Genomic DNA, 15,139 nt, shown 5'->3' with positions numbered 1-15,139 from the left:
GTCTCGGGCGTGTCGGGCGTCTCGGGGCTCACCGGGTCGGCTCCTCGGGGCGGACGGGGAGGCTGGCGCGCACCCGGAAGCCGCCGTCCGGCCGGGTGCCCGCCTCGATGGTGCCACCCAGCGCGGCGGCCCGCTCCCGCATTCCGGCGAGTCCGTTGCCGCTGCCGCCCGCGTCACCACCGGTGGCCGGTCCCGCGTCGTCGACGCTGACCTCCAGGGCGCCGGGGTGGTAGCCGAGGACGACCGTGGCGGTGCGGGAGCCGGAGTGGCGGACCACGTTGGTGAGCGCCTCCTGCACGATCCGGAACGCGGCGAGTTCCGTCCCCGGCGGCAGCCGTCTGGGCCGCCCCTCGGTCTCGGTGCGTACGGTGAGGCCGGCCGCGGCGGCCTGCTCGACCAGCTCCGGGAGCCGGTCAAGGCCGGGGGCGGGCGCGCGGGGTGCGTCGCCGGGAGCCCGCAGGGTGTCGAGGACCTGCCGTACCTCGCCGAGGGCCTCCTTGCTGGCGGCCTTGATGGTGGTGAGCGCGGTGCGGGCCTGGGTCGGGTCCGAGTCGAGCAGCGCGAGGCCGACGCCGGCCTGGACGTTGATCACGGAGAGGGAGTGGGCGAGGACGTCGTGCAGCTCGCGGGCGATCCGCAGGCGCTCCTCGTCGGCCCGGCGCCGCTCGGCGGCGGCCCGTTCGGCGCGCTCCTTGGCCCACTGCTCGCGGCGCACCCGGACGAGTTCGGAGGCGGCGAGGATCGCCACGACGAAGGCGGCGGTCGGGAGTTCCTGCCCCCAGGGCGCCGGGCCGTCGCCGGCGGGCGGCAGATACCGGTACAGCCAGTGCGCGATCAGCAGGTGTCCGGCCCAGAGCGAACCGAGCGCCCACCACGCGGCGCGGCGGTGGCCGTGCACGACGGCGGCGAAGCAAGCGAGCGCGACGGGGAGGAAGACCGGACCGTACGCGAATCCCGCGGCCAGGTACGCGAGGGTCACCGCCGCCACGGCGGACACGACGGGCACGGGGCGGCGGTGGCGGAGGAGCAGCGGCACGACGGCGAGGACGAGGAGGGTGCGGGCGAGTCCGTCGAGCGCGACGCGCTCGGGCTGGTTGCGGGCGGCGAAGCCCGACCCGACCAGCACGAACACCCCGACGGCCAGCGTCGACCGCCAGGGCAGCCCGTGGCGCTCCCCGCCGCCCCAGGGCCCGCCGGGCCGGGGACCCCGCCTGCTGCTCGGCTCTTCGTCCATGCGCCCCACGCTAGACGCGCCTGGCCTGCGGGGGCGTCCGCCGGGCGGGGTGGTCACCCGTACTCCCGGGGGAGTACGGGTCGGGGCGTGGGTGGGGGGCGCGGGTCGTGGGTGGGGGCGCGGTCTCGGCCCGCCCGGCCGGCCGCCCCGGTCACGGCTTCGGCAGGAGCCCCACGTCGCGGCCGAGCCGTTCCGCCGCCGCCGCGAAGAAGGCGTCGCGGTCCTCCACGACGTTGTTGAACTGGCCGAACACCTCGAAGGAGATCAGGCCGAAGAGCTGGGCCCAGGCGAAGACGAGGGCGACCGCGAGCGGCGGTGGCAGGTCGGGGGCGAGGTCGGCGGCCAGCCGCTCGGCCTCGGGGTGGAGGGTGGCCGGGAGCGGCGGCGGGGCGACGGCCTTGTCGTCGTACGCGGCCCGGGCGGTGGACACGAGCAGCAGGCCGACGCGGGAGGCGGGCGCGATGGTGTCCTGGGGGGCGGAGTAGCCGGGGACCGGGGAGCCGTAGATCAGGGCGTACTCGTGGGGGTGCGCCACCGCCCAGGCGCGGACGGCGCGGCAGGCGGCGGTCCAGTGGGCGAGGTGGTCGCCGGGGGCGGCGGTCGCGGCGGCGGCGCGGGCCTGTTCGGCGGATGCGCCGACGGAGTCGTACGCGTCGATGATCAGCGCGGTCAGCAGGTCGTCGCGGCTCGGGAAGTAGCGGTAGAGCGCGGAGGAGACCATGCCGAGCTCGCGTGCGACGGCGCGCAGCGAGAGCTTGGCCGCTCCCTCGGCGGCGAGCTGCCGGCGGGCCTCGTCCTTGATGGCGGCGGTGATCTCGATCCGGGCGCGGGCGCGGGCTCCTTGAACGGTGGTCATGGAGAGCAGTCTGCCATGTTTCGGAGCACCGCACTGAAACGAGAGCAGTGCTCTTGCTTGAGAGCGCCGGTCCGTGCATACTGGTCTTAAGGGAGAGCACTGCTCACACTTTGGAGCGGCGCTCACCCCATAGCTCGTGCCCGCCGCCTGGAGGCTCCGATGTCCGCCCACACCCCCGCCCACGTCATCAAGCCCGGCTGGTTCACCGTCCACGTGATGAACCGCTTCGTCGCCTGGATCACCCGGCGCGGCATCAGCGTCTGGGGCTCCCGGGTGCTCGCGGTGCGCGGCCGCAAGAGCGGCGAGTGGCGGCGCACTCCGGTCAACCTGCTGACGGTGGACGGCGCCCAGTACCTGGTCGCCCCGCGCGGACACGTCCAGTGGACCCACAACATGCGCGCGGCGGGCGGCGGCGAGCTGCACCTCGGCAAGCACGTGCAGGCGTTCACCGCGGTCGAGGTCGGCGACGACGACAAGCCGGTGCTGCTCCGCGCCTACCTCAAGCGCTGGAAGGCCGAGGTCGGTGTGTTCTTCGAGGGCGTCGGCCCGGACTCGACGGACGAGGAGCTGCGCGCCATCGCGCCCAGGCACCCGGTCTTCCGGATCGCCGACATCGCCAGTGCCTGAGCGGCCCGGCGGGAGGACGAAAAAAGGGGGCGGGGTCCGGCCAGTGGCCGGGCCCCGCCCTCACGTTCCCGTAAGCCCTACGGCGCGTCGGTGGCGGGCTCGTCCTTCGCCGGCGTCACACCGCGCCCCGCCGGGCCCACGCCCACCGAGGTGTCCATCGACCGGTCGAGCAGGTCGAGCGCACGGCGCGCCAGGCCGTTGCCCCGCACCATGCCCGCCAGGGTCGTCACGCCGCGGGTGATGTCCGCGAAGGCCTTCCAGGCCGGCCGCACACCGGTGATCGCAGCGTGCAGCAGACCCGGACGGCGTTCGAAGACCGCGAGCATCCGCCGTCCCACGGCCATCTCGACGCCCAGACCGGCCTTGATGGCGAACGCGTAGTTGAGCGCCTGCCGGCGCGCGTCCACGGCGTCGCCCGCCTCCGCGATCCGGACCGCCCACTCCCCCGCGAGCCGCCCCGAGCGCAGCGCGAAGGAGATCCCCTCGCGGGTCCACGGCTCAAGCAGGCCCGCCGCGTCGCCGCACACCAGGACCCGGCCGCGGGAGAGCGGCGAGTCGTCGGTGCGGCAGCGGGTCAGATGGCCGGAGGAGACGGCCGGTTCGAAGCCCGCGAGCCCGAGGCCCGCGACGAAGTCCTCCAGATAGCGCTTGGTGGCCGCGCCCTCGCCGCGGGCCGAGATGACGCCGACAGTGAGCGTGTCGCCCTTGGGGAACACCCAGCCGTAACTGCCCGGCAGCGGGCCCCAGTCGATGAGGACCCGGCCCTTCCAGTCCTCCGCGACCGACGCGGGCACCGGGATCTCGGCCTCCAGGCCGAGATCGACCTGGCCGAGCTTGACCCCGACGTGCGCCCCTATGCGGCTGGCGCTGCCGTCGGCGCCGACGACCGCGCGGGCGAGCACGGTCTCGCCGTCGGCGAGGACCACGGCGACCGTGCGGCGGTCCGGCACGGACGGGCCGTGCTGCTCCACCCGGCTGACGGTCACTCCGGTGCGCAGCTCGGCGCCCGCCTTCTGGGCGTGCTCCACCAGCTGGGCGTCGAACTCGGGCCGGTTGATCAGGCCGAAGAGCATCTTCCGGGAGCGGCGGGTACGGGCGAAGCGCCCGCCGAGCTGGAAGGTGACGGCGTGGACGCGGTCCTGCAGGGGCAGTTCGAAACCGGGCGGCAGCGCGTCGCGCGACGGGCCGATGATGCCGCCGCCGCAGGTCTTGTAGCGGGGCAGCTCGGCCTTCTCCAGGAGCAGCACCCGGCGGCCGGACACCGCCGCCGCGTAGGCCGCCGAGGCCCCGGCGGGGCCGGCGCCGACGACGACCACGTCCCAGACCTGCTGTCCGTCGTGCTGCCCGGCGTCCGGATCAACCGGCCCGGAGCCGGTCTCCGCCACGCCTTCCGCCGCGCCCTCGTCCGCTCCGGCGTCTGCGTTCTCGCTGCTCACGATGTGCTTCTGCTCCTGATCCGACCGGTGGTTCCTGCTGTGCCGCATCCTACGGCCCGGTAGCGGGGCCCGGCCGGGCCGGGCCGCCCCGCGCGTAGGATCGACGGTGCGTTCGCCGTACAACCGAACACGGCGTCGTCCTCACAACGTCGCACCCACCAGGAGCGTGCCCATGACCGCGAATCCGATCGCCGAGACCGTCGCATCCCTGATGCCCCGCGCCAAGGCGGAGCTGACGGAGCTGGTGGCCTTCCAGTCGGTCGCGGACGAGGCCGTCGCCCCGCGCAGCGAGTGCGAGGCCGCCGCGAACTGGGTGGCCGACGCGCTGCGCGCCGAGGACTTCCAGGACGTGGCGCTGCTCGACACGCCGGACGGTTCGCAGTCGGTGTACGGCGTGCTGCCCGGCCCGGCGGGCGCGCCGACCGTGCTGCTGTACGCGCACTACGACGTGCAGCCGATGCTGGTGGAGGCGGCGTGGCTGACCCCGCCGTTCGAGCTGACCGAGCGCGCGGACGGGCGCTGGTACGGGCGCGGCGCGGCCGACTGCAAGGGCGGCTTCGTCATGCACCTGCTCGCGCTGCGCGCGCTGAAGGCCAACGGCGGCGTACCGGTCACGGTCAAGGTGATCGTGGAGGGCTCGGAGGAGCAGGGCACCGGCGGTCTGGAGCGGTACGCGGAGGCGCACCCCGAGCTGCTGACGGCGGACGCGATCGTGATCGGCGACGCGGGCAACTTCCGGGTGGGGCTGCCGACGGTGACGGCGACGCTGCGCGGTATGACGATGGTCCGGGTCAGCGTCGACACGCTGCAGGGCAATCTGCACTCGGGCCAGTTCGGCGGTGCCGCGCCGGACGCGCTCGCGGCGCTCATCCGCATCCTGGACTCGCTGCGCGCCGAGGACGGTTCGACCGTGATCGACGGGCTGCCGGCGGACGCGGCGTGGGAGGGCCTGCAGTACCCGGAGGCGGACTTCCGCCAGGACGCGAAGGTGCTCGACGGGGTGGACCTGCCGGGCAACGGCACGGTGGCCGACCGCATTTGGGCCCGTCCGGCCGTGACCGTCATCGGCATCGACGCCCACCCGGTGGCCGGCGCCACCCCGTCCATCCCGGCGAGCGCCCGTGCGCAGATCAGCCTGCGGGTGCCGCCCGGCCAGGACGCGGCGAAGGCGACGGAGCTGCTGATCGCGCACATCGAGAAGCACACGCCGTGGAACGCGCGGGTCGCCGTCGAGCAGGTCGGCCAGGGCCAGGCGTTCCAGGCGGACACCTCCAGCCCGGCGTACGCGTCGATGGCGGAGGCGATGAAGGTCGCGTACCCGGGTCTGGAGATGCAGACGGCCGGCATGGGCGGCTCGATCCCGCTGTGCAACACGCTGGCCACGCTCTACCCGGAGTCGGAGATCCTGCTGATCGGCCTGAGCGAGCCGGACGCGCAGATCCACGCGGTGAACGAGTCGGTGTCGCCGGAGGAGCTGGAGCGCCTGTCGGTGGCGGAGGCGCACTTCCTGGTCAACTACGCCCGCTCGAAGGCGTAAGCGGTCCGCCGGGCTCACGCTCTGGGCGGAACTCGCCCAGAGCGTAGACCGGCCCGCCGGGTGGGTGCCGCGCGTACGTTCGCGGCATGGACCTCACAGACGTGGCACTCGTGGAGATCACTCCCCGGCTGCACATGCTCCGCTTCCCCATCGGCCAGGCCTATCTCTGGTGCGACGGCGCGGAGTTGACCCTGATCGACGCCGGCTGGGCCGGTACGGCGGACCAGATCGGGGCGGCGCTGCGCGGCGCCGGCCTGGACCCGTCCGGCATCCGCCGGATCGTGCTCACCCACGGCCACCGCGACCACGTGGGCGCGGCCGGGGAGTTGGCGGACCGCTTCGGCGCCGAGATCCTGGCACACGCTCTCGACGCCCCGTACGTCCGGGGTGAACTCCCCGTCCCCGAGCCCGATCTGCTCGACTGGGAGCGCCCGATCCACGAACACGGGCTGACCAGCCCGGAGGCGCCGCCGACCCGGGTGGACCGCGAGCTCTCGGGCGGCGAGCTGCTCGACTTCGGCGACGGCGCGGTCGTCGTGCACGGCCCGGGCCACACGCCCGGCTCGATCGCCGTTCATCTCCCGTACCACGGCGTGCTGTTCACCGGTGACACGGTGGCCTCGGTGCCGGACGTGATGTTCGGCGTCCTCCATGTGGACCGGGCGGAGGCACTCGCCTCGATGGGCCGCCTCGCGGAGCTGCGCCCGTCGGTGCTGTGCTGCGGGCACGGCGAGCCGGTGACCGAGGACACGGCGGAGCGCTTCGCGCAGGCGTTCACGAAGGCGGCGGAACCGGCCCCGCCCGTCGCTGACTTCGCCCCGGGAACCGGCGAGGTCTGACTGATCGTCTCCTCCTTGTCGAACAGGGGGAAGCATGTCAGAGGAGCCGATGGACGAGGAGCGGTCCCGGCGGATCCGCCGGGCCGGGATCCTGGGCGGGGTGATCGGTGCCGCGGTCGGCGGCGTGGTCATGGGCGTCGAGTCGCTCAACGCCGTGGCCGGGGGTTTCCCCTGGTGGGTCGTGGACCCGTTCGCGGTCGCGGCCACTGCCGCCGCCGCGTGGGGCGGTGTGCGGCTCGGCCGTGAGTTCCGTGTGCGGAAGGATTCGCTGGATCCGGGCGAGACCGTCCTCAACGAGTTCGGGGTCTGGCACGCCCCCGCCCCGCCGCGGAGCCGCACCACTCAGCCCGAACACGCCCCGTACCAGCTGCGCACGACCACCCGCCGGATGCAGCTCTGGGAAGGCTCGACCCTGCTGTGGGAGCACCCGTATCACGGCGTGGCCCTGGAAGCGGACGGGTCGCGGTTGCGCGTCCTGCACGGGGGCGTGGCGATCACCCTCCTGGAGACCTCGGGCCATCCCGAGATGCCGGAGACGGTCCGGCTCGTCGCCTCCCGGATCGCCGCCCGCGGCTACGGGCGGCGCTGACGGGCGGCTGCGCCAGGCAGTCTTTCCGCTCAGGCCGGATCAGACCGAGGGCCGAGGGCGCGGAGTCGACGCGGGGGGGGCACGCCCCTGGCTCCGCCGGGGGTCCCCCACCCGAGCGAAGCTCGGGGGCGTCGGGGCGCCGGCAAGATCCGGAAGGCGCGTCCCGGTGGGCCGACGTCCTCAGCCCACCGGGACGCCCGCCTCCAGGTTCAGGACCGTGCCGCGTTCGCGGGCGCGCAGGGCCCAGTGGAGGCGGGTGTAGCGGACCGGGGGGAGGAGGTCGGCGGCTTCGGCTTCGGTGACGAAGCGCCAGGCGCGGAGTTCGGCGCCGGGCAGGAGGAGGCGTTCGGCGTCGGCGGAGCAGAGGCGGCCGCCGTCGAAGAGGAGGCGGAGGCCGCCGTAGCCGGGGGGCTGGGGGCGTTCCCAGTCGACGAGGAGCAGCCGGGGCACGGTGTCGAGCCGGAGCCCGATCTCCTCGGCGACCTCGCGCATGCCGGCCCGGGCGGGTGCCTCGCCGGGTTCGACGACGCCGCCGGGGAACTCCCAGCCGGGCTTGTAGGTGGGGTCGACGAGGAGGAACCGGTCGTTCTCGTCGAAGAGGAGCACCCCGGCGGCCAGGGTCTCGCCGGTCGGTTCCGGGGTCTGGACGATGCCGCAGGGGGCGGCGCGGCCGGTGGTGACGGCGTCGGCGACGGCCCGGGCCGTCTCGGCCGCGGTCAGCATGGAGTTGTCGACGGCGTACGCGTCGGCGGCGAGCCAGCCGTCGAGGGCGCTGCGGTAGCGGTCGAGCTGGCCGAGGCACCAGCGGCCCGCGCGGGCCGCGGCCGCGGCCGGGGCCTCGCCGGTGGCCCGGGCGGTGACGGCCGCCTCGGCGGCGTCGACGGCGCCCACGAGCGCGGCACGGCCCTCTATCCGCTCCCGCAGGATCGTTTCGTCGGGTGCGAGCACCACATGCCGGACCTCGATCCGGCGGGCGGCGAGGCCGCCGAAGATCTCGTCCCGGTACTCCTGCCGCAGCAGGGTCATCGGGACCACGAGCACCCCGCCGAGCTCGGCGAGCAGCGCGGCGGCGGTGTCCACGACGAGGCGGCGCCAGATCGGCAGGTCCTGGAAGTCGGTGACCTCCGCGAGACGTTTCCGCGGGAGCAGCCGGCTCAGCGCGCCACCGGTGGCCTCGGGGTCGTACAGCGTGCTGTCCGGGATCAGCTCGACCAGTTCGCGCGCGGTGCTGGACTTCCCCGCGCCGAACGCCCCGTTGATCCAGATGATCACGATTCCCCCTCATCGTCGGCCCCAGGTGGCTTGCCCGCACCACCCTGCCACGGAAACCACCGGGCGGCGGCGGTCCGGCGCACGCCCCCGCGCGCGGCCGTCCGCCGGTCTGCGGCGGGGGTCCGGCGCCCGCCCGGTACGTGCCGGGGCGGTGCGGAGCGGTGCGCGCCGGACCGTACCGGACCCGACCGGAAGCCGCCGGACACGTCGGGCACGGTGGCGGTACGGCGCGGAGGGCGCGGCCCCGCCGGCCGTACGGCGCCTCCGCGCGCCCTGCGTGCGCCCCGCGTACGCCCTTCGGCCAGTCCTGCGCCGCCGGGTGCGCTCAGCCCCGTACCGGAGTCGGACCCGAACCCGCGTCCGGACCCGGGGCGGCGGCCGCGGCGGCGCCGAGCAGGCCGGCGTCGGTGCCGGTGAGGGCGGGCACGACCGTGAGGCCGCGGACGAAGGAGAGCGTGGCGTACGAGCGGAGGCTGCGGCGCAGCGGCGCGAAGAGCACCTCGCCCGCGCCGGCCACTCCCCCGCCGACGACCGCGATGTCGATCTCGACCAGGGAGGCGGTGGCGGCGATCCCGGCGGCCAGGGCCTGGGCGGCGCGCTCGAAGGAGGCGGCGGCCACCGGGTCGCCGGCCCGGGCGGCGGCGGCCACCGCGGCGGCCGAGGCGTCGCCGTCCGGGCCCGGCCGCCAGCCGGCCTCCAGGGCGCGGCGGGCGATGTGCGGGCCGCTGGCGATGCGTTCGACGCAGCCGCGTCCGCCGCAGGCGCAGGGGTCGCCGTCCAGGTCGACGCTGATGTGGCCGATGTGACCGGCGTTGCCGGTGGGGCCGGGGTGGAGCCGCCCGCCCAGGACGAGGCCGCCGCCGACGCCGGTAGAGACGACGAGACAGAGCGCGTTGTCGTGGCCGCGCGCCGCGCCCTGCCAGTGCTCGGCGGCGGTCATCGCGACGCCGTCGCCGACCAGCGTGACGGGCCGTCCGTCGGTGGCCCGGTGCACCCGTTCGACGATCGGGAAGTCGCGCCAGCCGGGCACGTTGACCGGGCTGACGGTGCCGGCGGAGGCGTCCACCGGGCCCGCGCTGCCGATGCCGACGGCTCCGGCGGAGGCCCACAGCGGGGAGCCGGCGAGTTCGTCGAGCACCGCCGTCACGGCCTTCATCACCGTCTCGCCGTCCTCGCGCGCGGGCGTCGGCCGCTGGGCGCGCACGTGGATGCGGCCCCCGGCGTCGACCAGCGCTCCGGCGATCTTGGTGCCGCCGATGTCGAGGGCGACGACGAGGTCTGTGCTCATGGGCTCCGGGTTTCCGTGGGGACGGTGGGTGTGACCTACAGTCTTCCCGCCTCTGACAACGTTGTCCAGGGCCTATGCTCGACAGCAACGAGATCGATACGCATCTGAGCGCCCGATCGCACACCCGACGGAGGAACCCCCCACCGTGGCCGACATCGCCCGCCGCCCCGAGCACCGTTACGGCAATCGGCCCACCATGAAGGACGTCGCCGCCCGGGCGGGCGTGGGCCTGAAGACCGTCTCGCGGGTCGTCAACGGCGAGCCGGGCGTCACGCCCGACACCGAGCGGCGGGTGCAGGAGGCCATCGAGTCGCTCGGCTTCCGCCGCAACGACAGCGCGCGGGTGCTGCGCAAGGGGCGCACGGCGTCGGTCGGACTGGTCCTGGAGGACCTCGCCGACCCGTTCTACGGGCCGCTGAGCCGCGCCGTCGAGGAGGTGGCGCGGGCGCACGGGGCACTGCTCATCAACGGCTCCAGCGCCGAGGACCCGGAGCGCGAGCAGGAGTTGGCGCTCGCGCTGTGCGCGCGCCGGGTGGACGGGCTCATCGTCATCCCGGCGGGCGGCGACCACCGCTATCTGGAGCCGGAGATGCGGGCGGGCGTGGCCACGGTCTTCGTGGACCGGCCGGCGGGCCGGATCGAGGCGGACACGGTGCTCTCGGACAGCTTCGGCGGTGCCCGCGCGGGCGTGGCGCACCTGATCGCGCACGGGCACCGACGGATCGGCTTCATCGGCGACAGCCCGCGCATCCACACCGCGACGGAGCGGCTGCGCGGCTACCGGGCGGCGATGGAGGACGCGGGGCTGGACGTCGCCGAGGGGTGGGTGTCGCTCGGGCCGACGGATCCGGAGCGGGTCGCGGCGGCGGTCGGGACGATGCTGTCCGGGCCGGAGCCGGTGACGGCGCTGTTCGCGGGCAACAACCGGGTGACGGTGACGGCGGTCCGGGTGCTCGCCGGGCGGGAACGGCCGGTCGCGCTCGTCGGGTTCGACGACATCGAGCTGGCCGATCTGCTGGGCATCACGGTGATCGCGCAGGACGCGGCGGCGCTCGGCCGCACGGCGGCGCAGCGGCTGTTCCGGCGCCTCGACGGGGTGGCCGGGGCGCCGGAGACGACGGTCCTCGCGACGCGGCTGATCGCCCGGGGCTCGGGCGAGATCGCGCCGCCGGCCTGACGCGCGTGCAGGCCGGGTTCAGCAGATCGGGAGGCCCGGCACCGGCTGGTCGTTGTTGCCGCCCTTGATGTAGACGACGCTGAAGTACACGTTGGTGTTGCCGCTGTCGTCGTCGGTCCTGGCCCACCAGATGTTGGTCCACCGGCCGTAGGTCTCGCGTCGGCCGAGGTCGACCTGGCAGTAGAAGTAGTTCGTACCGGCGTTCAGGACGCCCATCTCGCCGCCGTCGTGACGGTACGTCTTCTCCGTGCGCCACACCTGGCAGTCGTACTTCCCGCCGCCCTTCGCGGTGCAGCCGCCGCCGCTCGACGGCGTGGGTGCGGGCGTGGGTGCGGGCGCGGTCTGCGTGCCGCCGGTGCGCGCGGGCGTGGGTGCGGTGGTCGGCCGGGTGCCGGGCCGGGCCGACGAGGGCGCGGACGGGGAGGCCGACGGCTTCTCCCCCTCCCGCGAGGGCGTCACGGACACGGACGGCCGCCCGCCGGGCGCCCCCGGGTCGAGAACCCGTCCGGCATCGCCGGTGGGCCGCGCCGACTCCGCCCCGCCGGCGACCGGCTCACGCCCGCTCCCCTGACCGCCGTCGCGGTCGAGCAACGCGTACGTCACCCCGCCGCCGACAAGCAGCACACCGGCGACGGCTGCGGCGACCAGCGCCGCCCCGGACCGCTTCCGCGCGGGCGGCCCGGCGGGGCCGCCCTGCCCTCCGTACGCCACGGGGCTCGTCGCCGGCGCGACCGCCGGGCCGAAGCCCTGGGGCGGGCGCGGTACGACGCCGGGCGCGACCGGGACCGACCCTGCCGGGCCCGCCGGAACGCGAGCCCCCGCCACCGGACGCCCGGCCTCCGGCCCGGTCGGTGCAGGCTCCTGCACGAACGGGGACGCAGGGCTGCCGCCCGCGGGCCGAGGCGACACGACGCCCGGGCCGGTCGGCGTCCACTCCCGTGCGGCCGCGGTGGGCGGCACCGCCGAGCCGCCGCCCGCTGCCCAAGGCGATCCGAGTTCCTCCCCGAGCGGCCCCACCGGGCCGCCGGCCTCCGGCCGGAGCGGTACAGCTCCCTGCCCGGCCTGCGGCCACGCCTGCGCGGGCGCGGCAGGCGATGCCACCGGACGCCCGGCCTCCGGCCGAGGCGGCACCGGCTCCTGCCCCGCCGGCACCCACGGCTGCGTCGCCTCTGCCGGTACGGCGCCGGGCGCGCCCGGGACCGAGCCTGCCGGGCCCGCCAGAGCGGGAGCCCCCGCCGCCGGAGGCGGCGCCGCACCCGGGACCGTCGAGGCCGGCCCCTCGGTCGCCTCCGCCACCGCCCGCAGCAGCGCCGCCGCCGTCCTCGCGTCCGGGCGGCGGGTCGGGTCCTTGTCCAGGAGGCGTAGCAGGACCGGGGTCAGGGGGCCGGCGTGGTGGGGGGTGGGGAGGGGGTCGACGACGATGGCGTTGAGGGTGGACCAGGTGGAGGTGCGGCGGAAGGGGGAGGCGCCCTCCACCGCCGCGTAGAGGGTGGCGCCGAGGGCCCAGACGTCGGAGGGCGGGCCCGGCTGGTGGCCCTGGGCGCGTTCGGGGGCCAGGTAGTCGAGGGAGCCGACGATCTCGCCGCTGCGGGTGAGGTGGGTGGCGGAGCCGTCGCCGGGGTCGTCCATCGCGGCGATGCCGAAGTCCGTCAGGACGACCCGCCCGCCGCGGTCGAGGAGCACGTTGCCCGGCTTGACGTCGCGGTGCAGCACGCCCGCCTCGTGCGCGGCGGCGAGCGCCTCCAGGACGGCGGCGCCGATGCCGGCCGCCTCCCGCGGGTCGAGGACACCGCGTTCGCCGAGCACGCCGTCGAGGGAGGGTCCTTCGACGAGCTCCATGACGATGACGGGCCGGCCCTGATGCTCGGTCACGTCGTGGACGGCGACCACTCCGGGGTGGCGGACCCGGGCCGCCGCCCGTGCCTCGCGCTGCATGCGCAGCCGCAGGTCTTCCAGCTCCGGCCCCGACGCGTCGTGGTAGGTGCGCAGTTCCTTGACGGCCACCTCGCGGCCGAGGACCTCGTCGACCGCGCGCCAGACGACCCCCATGCCGCCGCGCCCCAGTCGGCTCACCAGACGGTAGCGGCCGGCCAGCCGCTCGTACTCCCCCGAAGACACCCGTGCCCCGTTCCTCTGTCGGCTGCGATGAACGCGTACAGAGTACGGGGCACGGGGCACGGACCGTGGCCCCGCGCGGGCCGAGGGTTACTGGGCGGTCGCCGTCAGGTCGCCGCGGCGCGGGGCCGCGAAGCGCTCCAGGTCGGCGCGGGTCAGGCCGGTGAGGGCGTCGACCTCGGCGGTGTCGAGGGCGCCGCACTGCAGGCCGCGGAGCAGGTAGGAGGAGAGCGCCTTGGCCGTGGCGGGCTCGTCCATGACGTCGCCGCCGGCGTGGTTGGCGTAGGCGGAGAGGCGCTTGGCGGCGGTCTCGTAGCCCTCGCGGTAGAAGGCGAAGACGGCGGCGTAGCGCGTGGGGATGTGCCCCGGGTGCATGTCCCAGCCCTGGTAGTAGGCGCGGGCCAGGGCTCGGCGGGTGAGGCCGTAGTGGAGCTTCCAGGCCTCGTGGACGTGGGCGGTGGAGCCGACCGGGAGGACGTTGGTGGAGCCGTCGGAGACGCGGACGCCGGTGCCGGCCGCCGCGACCTGCATGATCGCCTTGGCGTGGTCGGCGGCCGGGTGGTCGCTGGCCTGGTAGGCGGCGGAGACGCCGAGGCAGGCGCTGTAGTCGAAGGTGCCGTAGTGCAGGCCGGTGGCGCGGCCCTCGGCGGCGTCGATCATGCGGGCGACGGTGGCGGTGCCGTCGGCGGCGAGGATGGCCTGGCTGGTCTCGATCTGGATCTCGAAGCCCAGTCGGCCCTCGTCGAGGCCGTGGGCCTTCTCGAAGGCCTCCAGGAGGCGGACGAAGGCGGTGACCTGCTCGGGGTAGGTGACCTTGGGGAGGGTGAGGACGAGGCCGTCGGGCAGGCCGCCGTGCTCCATGAGGCCGGTGAGGAAGACGTCGGTGGTGCGGATGCCGCGGTCGCGTACGGCGGACTCCATGCACTTCATCCGGATGCCCATGTACGGGGCGGCGCTGAGGTCCGCGTAGGCCTCGGTGACGATCCGGGCGGCGCGGGCGGCGTCGTGGTCCTCCTCCATGCCCCCGTAGCCGTCCTCGAAGTCGACGCGGAGGTCCTCGATGGGCTCGCGCTCCAGCTTCGCGCGGACCCGGCCGTAGACGTCCTCGGCGAGCTCGTCGGCGAGGCCGAGGACGCGGGCGAAGGTGGCGGCGTCCGGGGCGTGCTCGTCGAGGGCCGCGAGGGCCTGGTCGCCCCAGGAGCGGATGGTGCCGGCGTCGAAGACGTCGCCGGGGACGTAGACGGTGTGGACGGGCTGGCGGGTGCCGGGGTCTCCCGGGTAGCGACGGTCCAGCTCGGCGTCCACGGTGGCGAGGGAGGCGCTGATGCCCTCGCTGACCGCGCCCGCGAGGCTCGTCGACACCTTCTCCTGCTGACCCATCCCACATCCTCCTGTTTTCCGCTGCACGGAATCAACAATCCGTATGGCGAAGTTAGCCGCCGGTCCGGAGCCGCGTCAATGGGTGTCCGAAACGGCCGGGGGCCGCGCGGTGAAGATCACCACGCGGCCCCCGGACCGGTACGAGTGCGCAGGTCAGCCCTTGCGGGACTGGATCTCCTGGGTCAGCTGCGGCACGACGTCGAACAGGTCGCCGACCACGCCGTAGTCGACCAGGTCGAAGATCGGCGCCTCGGCGTCCTTGTTGATCGCGACGATGGTCTTCGAGGTCTGCATACCCGCGCGGTGCTGGATCGCACCGGAGATGCCGGAGGCGATGTACAGCTGCGGCGAGACCGACTTGCCGGTCTGGCCGACCTGGTTGGAGTGCGGGTACCAGCCGGCGTCGACGGCGGCGCGGGAGGCGCCGACGGCGGCACCGAGCGAGTCGGCGAGCGCCTCGATGATGCCGAAGTTCTCGGCGCCGTTGACGCCACGGCCGCCGGAGACCACGATCGCGGCCTCGGTCAGCTCCGGGCGGCCGGTCGACTCGCGCGGGGTGCGGGAGGTGACCTTGGTGCCGTGCGCCTTCTCCGAGAAGGAGACGGCGAGGGCCTCGACCGTGCCGGCGGCCGGGGCGGCCTCCACGGGGGCCGAGTTCGGCTTGACCGTGATGACCGGGGTGCCCTTGGAGACACGGGACTTGGTGGTGAAGGAGGCGGCGAACGCGGACTGCGTCGCGACCGGGCCCTCGGCGCCGGCCTCGAGGTCCACGGCGTCGGTGATGATGCC

General features: G+C 75.2%; 13 protein-coding genes. 5 read left to right on the top strand and 8 right to left on the bottom strand.

Annotated elements, in window-relative coordinates; translation table 11 throughout:
* Nucleotides 1–28: 28 nt before the first annotated feature.
* Together KV205_RS34115 and KV205_RS34110 are read right to left on the bottom strand one after the other, a co-directional pair.
* Entirely contained in the window at nt 29–1,234 is a 1,206-nt protein-coding gene (locus tag KV205_RS34115) for a sensor histidine kinase (RefSeq protein WP_265868856.1), read from the bottom strand.
* 151 nt (nt 1,235–1,385) lie between these two features.
* Nucleotides 1,386–2,090 (bottom strand): TetR/AcrR family transcriptional regulator, encoded by a 705-nt coding sequence (locus tag KV205_RS34110; protein ID WP_265868855.1) that lies wholly within the window; start codon nt 2,088–2,090, stop codon nt 1,386–1,388.
* A 159-nt stretch (nt 2,091–2,249) separates the two neighbouring features.
* Between KV205_RS34110 and KV205_RS34105 the strand changes: the two genes are divergently transcribed.
* Nucleotides 2,250–2,717 carry a nitroreductase family deazaflavin-dependent oxidoreductase gene (locus tag KV205_RS34105; RefSeq protein WP_265868854.1) on the top strand — a complete coding sequence of 156 codons (468 nt, stop codon included), beginning with the start codon at nt 2,250–2,252 and terminating at the stop codon, nt 2,715–2,717.
* A 77-nt stretch (nt 2,718–2,794) separates the two neighbouring features.
* On the opposite strand, the gene KV205_RS34100 is transcribed toward KV205_RS34105, so the two are convergent.
* On the bottom strand, nt 2,795–4,201 hold the full coding sequence (locus tag KV205_RS34100) for a geranylgeranyl reductase family protein (RefSeq protein WP_265868853.1): 1,407 nt from the start codon (nt 4,199–4,201) through the stop codon (nt 2,795–2,797).
* Nucleotides 4,202–4,325: 124 nt separating this feature from the next.
* Here KV205_RS34100 and KV205_RS34095 point away from each other — a divergent pair, with 124 nt between their 5' ends.
* The 3 genes from KV205_RS34095 to KV205_RS34085 all read left to right on the top strand — a co-directional run bounded on the left by KV205_RS34095 (nt 4,326) and on the right by KV205_RS34085 (nt 7,118).
* Nucleotides 4,326–5,690, top strand: coding sequence for a dipeptidase (locus KV205_RS34095; RefSeq protein ID WP_265868851.1), 1,365 nt, complete (start codon nt 4,326–4,328; stop codon nt 5,688–5,690).
* An 86-nt stretch (nt 5,691–5,776) separates the two neighbouring features.
* Nucleotides 5,777–6,529, top strand: coding sequence for an MBL fold metallo-hydrolase (locus tag KV205_RS34090; RefSeq protein ID WP_265868849.1), 753 nt, complete (start codon nt 5,777–5,779; stop codon nt 6,527–6,529).
* Between the two features lie 34 nt (nt 6,530–6,563).
* Nucleotides 6,564–7,118: a hypothetical protein gene (locus tag KV205_RS34085; RefSeq protein WP_265868848.1), complete on the top strand. Its 555-nt coding sequence runs from the start codon at nt 6,564–6,566 to the stop codon at nt 7,116–7,118.
* Between the two features lie 180 nt (nt 7,119–7,298).
* On the opposite strand, the gene KV205_RS34080 is transcribed toward KV205_RS34085, so the two are convergent.
* Together KV205_RS34080 and KV205_RS34075 are read right to left on the bottom strand one after the other, a co-directional pair.
* Nucleotides 7,299–8,390 carry an NUDIX hydrolase gene (locus KV205_RS34080; protein WP_265868847.1) on the bottom strand — a complete coding sequence of 364 codons (1,092 nt, stop codon included), beginning with the start codon at nt 8,388–8,390 and terminating at the stop codon, nt 7,299–7,301.
* Nucleotides 8,391–8,715: 325 nt separating this feature from the next.
* Nucleotides 8,716–9,678: an ROK family protein gene (locus tag KV205_RS34075; protein ID WP_265868846.1), complete on the bottom strand. Its 963-nt coding sequence runs from the start codon at nt 9,676–9,678 to the stop codon at nt 8,716–8,718.
* Between the two features lie 145 nt (nt 9,679–9,823).
* On the opposite strand from KV205_RS34075, the gene KV205_RS34070 reads away from it, so the two are divergent.
* On the top strand, nt 9,824–10,855 hold the full coding sequence (locus tag KV205_RS34070) for a LacI family DNA-binding transcriptional regulator (RefSeq protein WP_265868845.1): 1,032 nt from the start codon (nt 9,824–9,826) through the stop codon (nt 10,853–10,855).
* An 18-nt stretch (nt 10,856–10,873) separates the two neighbouring features.
* Here the strand turns inward: KV205_RS34070 and KV205_RS34065 are convergent, their stop codons facing one another.
* From KV205_RS34065 to KV205_RS34055, 3 genes are all read right to left on the bottom strand, one after another.
* Nucleotides 10,874–12,973: a serine/threonine-protein kinase gene (locus tag KV205_RS34065; protein WP_265868844.1), complete on the bottom strand. Its 2,100-nt coding sequence runs from the start codon at nt 12,971–12,973 to the stop codon at nt 10,874–10,876.
* Nucleotides 12,974–13,060: 87 nt separating this feature from the next.
* Entirely contained in the window at nt 13,061–14,350 is a 1,290-nt protein-coding gene (locus KV205_RS34060) for an aldolase/citrate lyase family protein (protein WP_265868843.1), read from the bottom strand.
* A 153-nt stretch (nt 14,351–14,503) separates the two neighbouring features.
* A partial coding sequence (locus tag KV205_RS34055) for an electron transfer flavoprotein subunit alpha/FixB family protein (RefSeq protein ID WP_265868842.1) occupies nt 14,504–15,139 on the bottom strand: 636 nt, incomplete at its 5' end.

The organism is Streptomyces sp. SKN60 (assembly GCF_026236535.1).
Classification (GTDB): Bacteria; Actinomycetota; Actinomycetes; order Streptomycetales; family Streptomycetaceae; genus Streptomyces.
The sequence above is the reverse complement of the archived record's forward strand: the minus strand, read 5'-3'. Positions and strand labels throughout refer to the sequence as shown.

What these genes read in the sequence shown, in the direction of transcription:
- KV205_RS34115 (WP_265868856.1), bottom strand. Translation starts at nt 1,234, where the DNA reads ATGGACGAAGAGCCGAGCAGCAGGCGGGGTCCCCGGCCCGGCGGGCCC.
- KV205_RS34090 (WP_265868849.1), top strand. Translation starts at nt 5,777, where the DNA reads ATGGACCTCACAGACGTGGCACTCGTGGAGATCACTCCCCGGCTGCAC.
- KV205_RS34105 (WP_265868854.1), top strand. Translation starts at nt 2,250, where the DNA reads ATGTCCGCCCACACCCCCGCCCACGTCATCAAGCCCGGCTGGTTCACC.
- KV205_RS34085 (WP_265868848.1), top strand. Translation starts at nt 6,564, where the DNA reads ATGTCAGAGGAGCCGATGGACGAGGAGCGGTCCCGGCGGATCCGCCGG.
- KV205_RS34095 (WP_265868851.1), top strand. Translation starts at nt 4,326, where the DNA reads ATGACCGCGAATCCGATCGCCGAGACCGTCGCATCCCTGATGCCCCGC.
- KV205_RS34075 (WP_265868846.1), bottom strand. Translation starts at nt 9,678, where the DNA reads ATGAGCACAGACCTCGTCGTCGCCCTCGACATCGGCGGCACCAAGATC.
- KV205_RS34060 (WP_265868843.1), bottom strand. Translation starts at nt 14,350, where the DNA reads ATGGGTCAGCAGGAGAAGGTGTCGACGAGCCTCGCGGGCGCGGTCAGC.
- KV205_RS34110 (WP_265868855.1), bottom strand. Translation starts at nt 2,090, where the DNA reads ATGACCACCGTTCAAGGAGCCCGCGCCCGCGCCCGGATCGAGATCACC.
- KV205_RS34100 (WP_265868853.1), bottom strand. Translation starts at nt 4,201, where the DNA reads ATGCGGCACAGCAGGAACCACCGGTCGGATCAGGAGCAGAAGCACATC.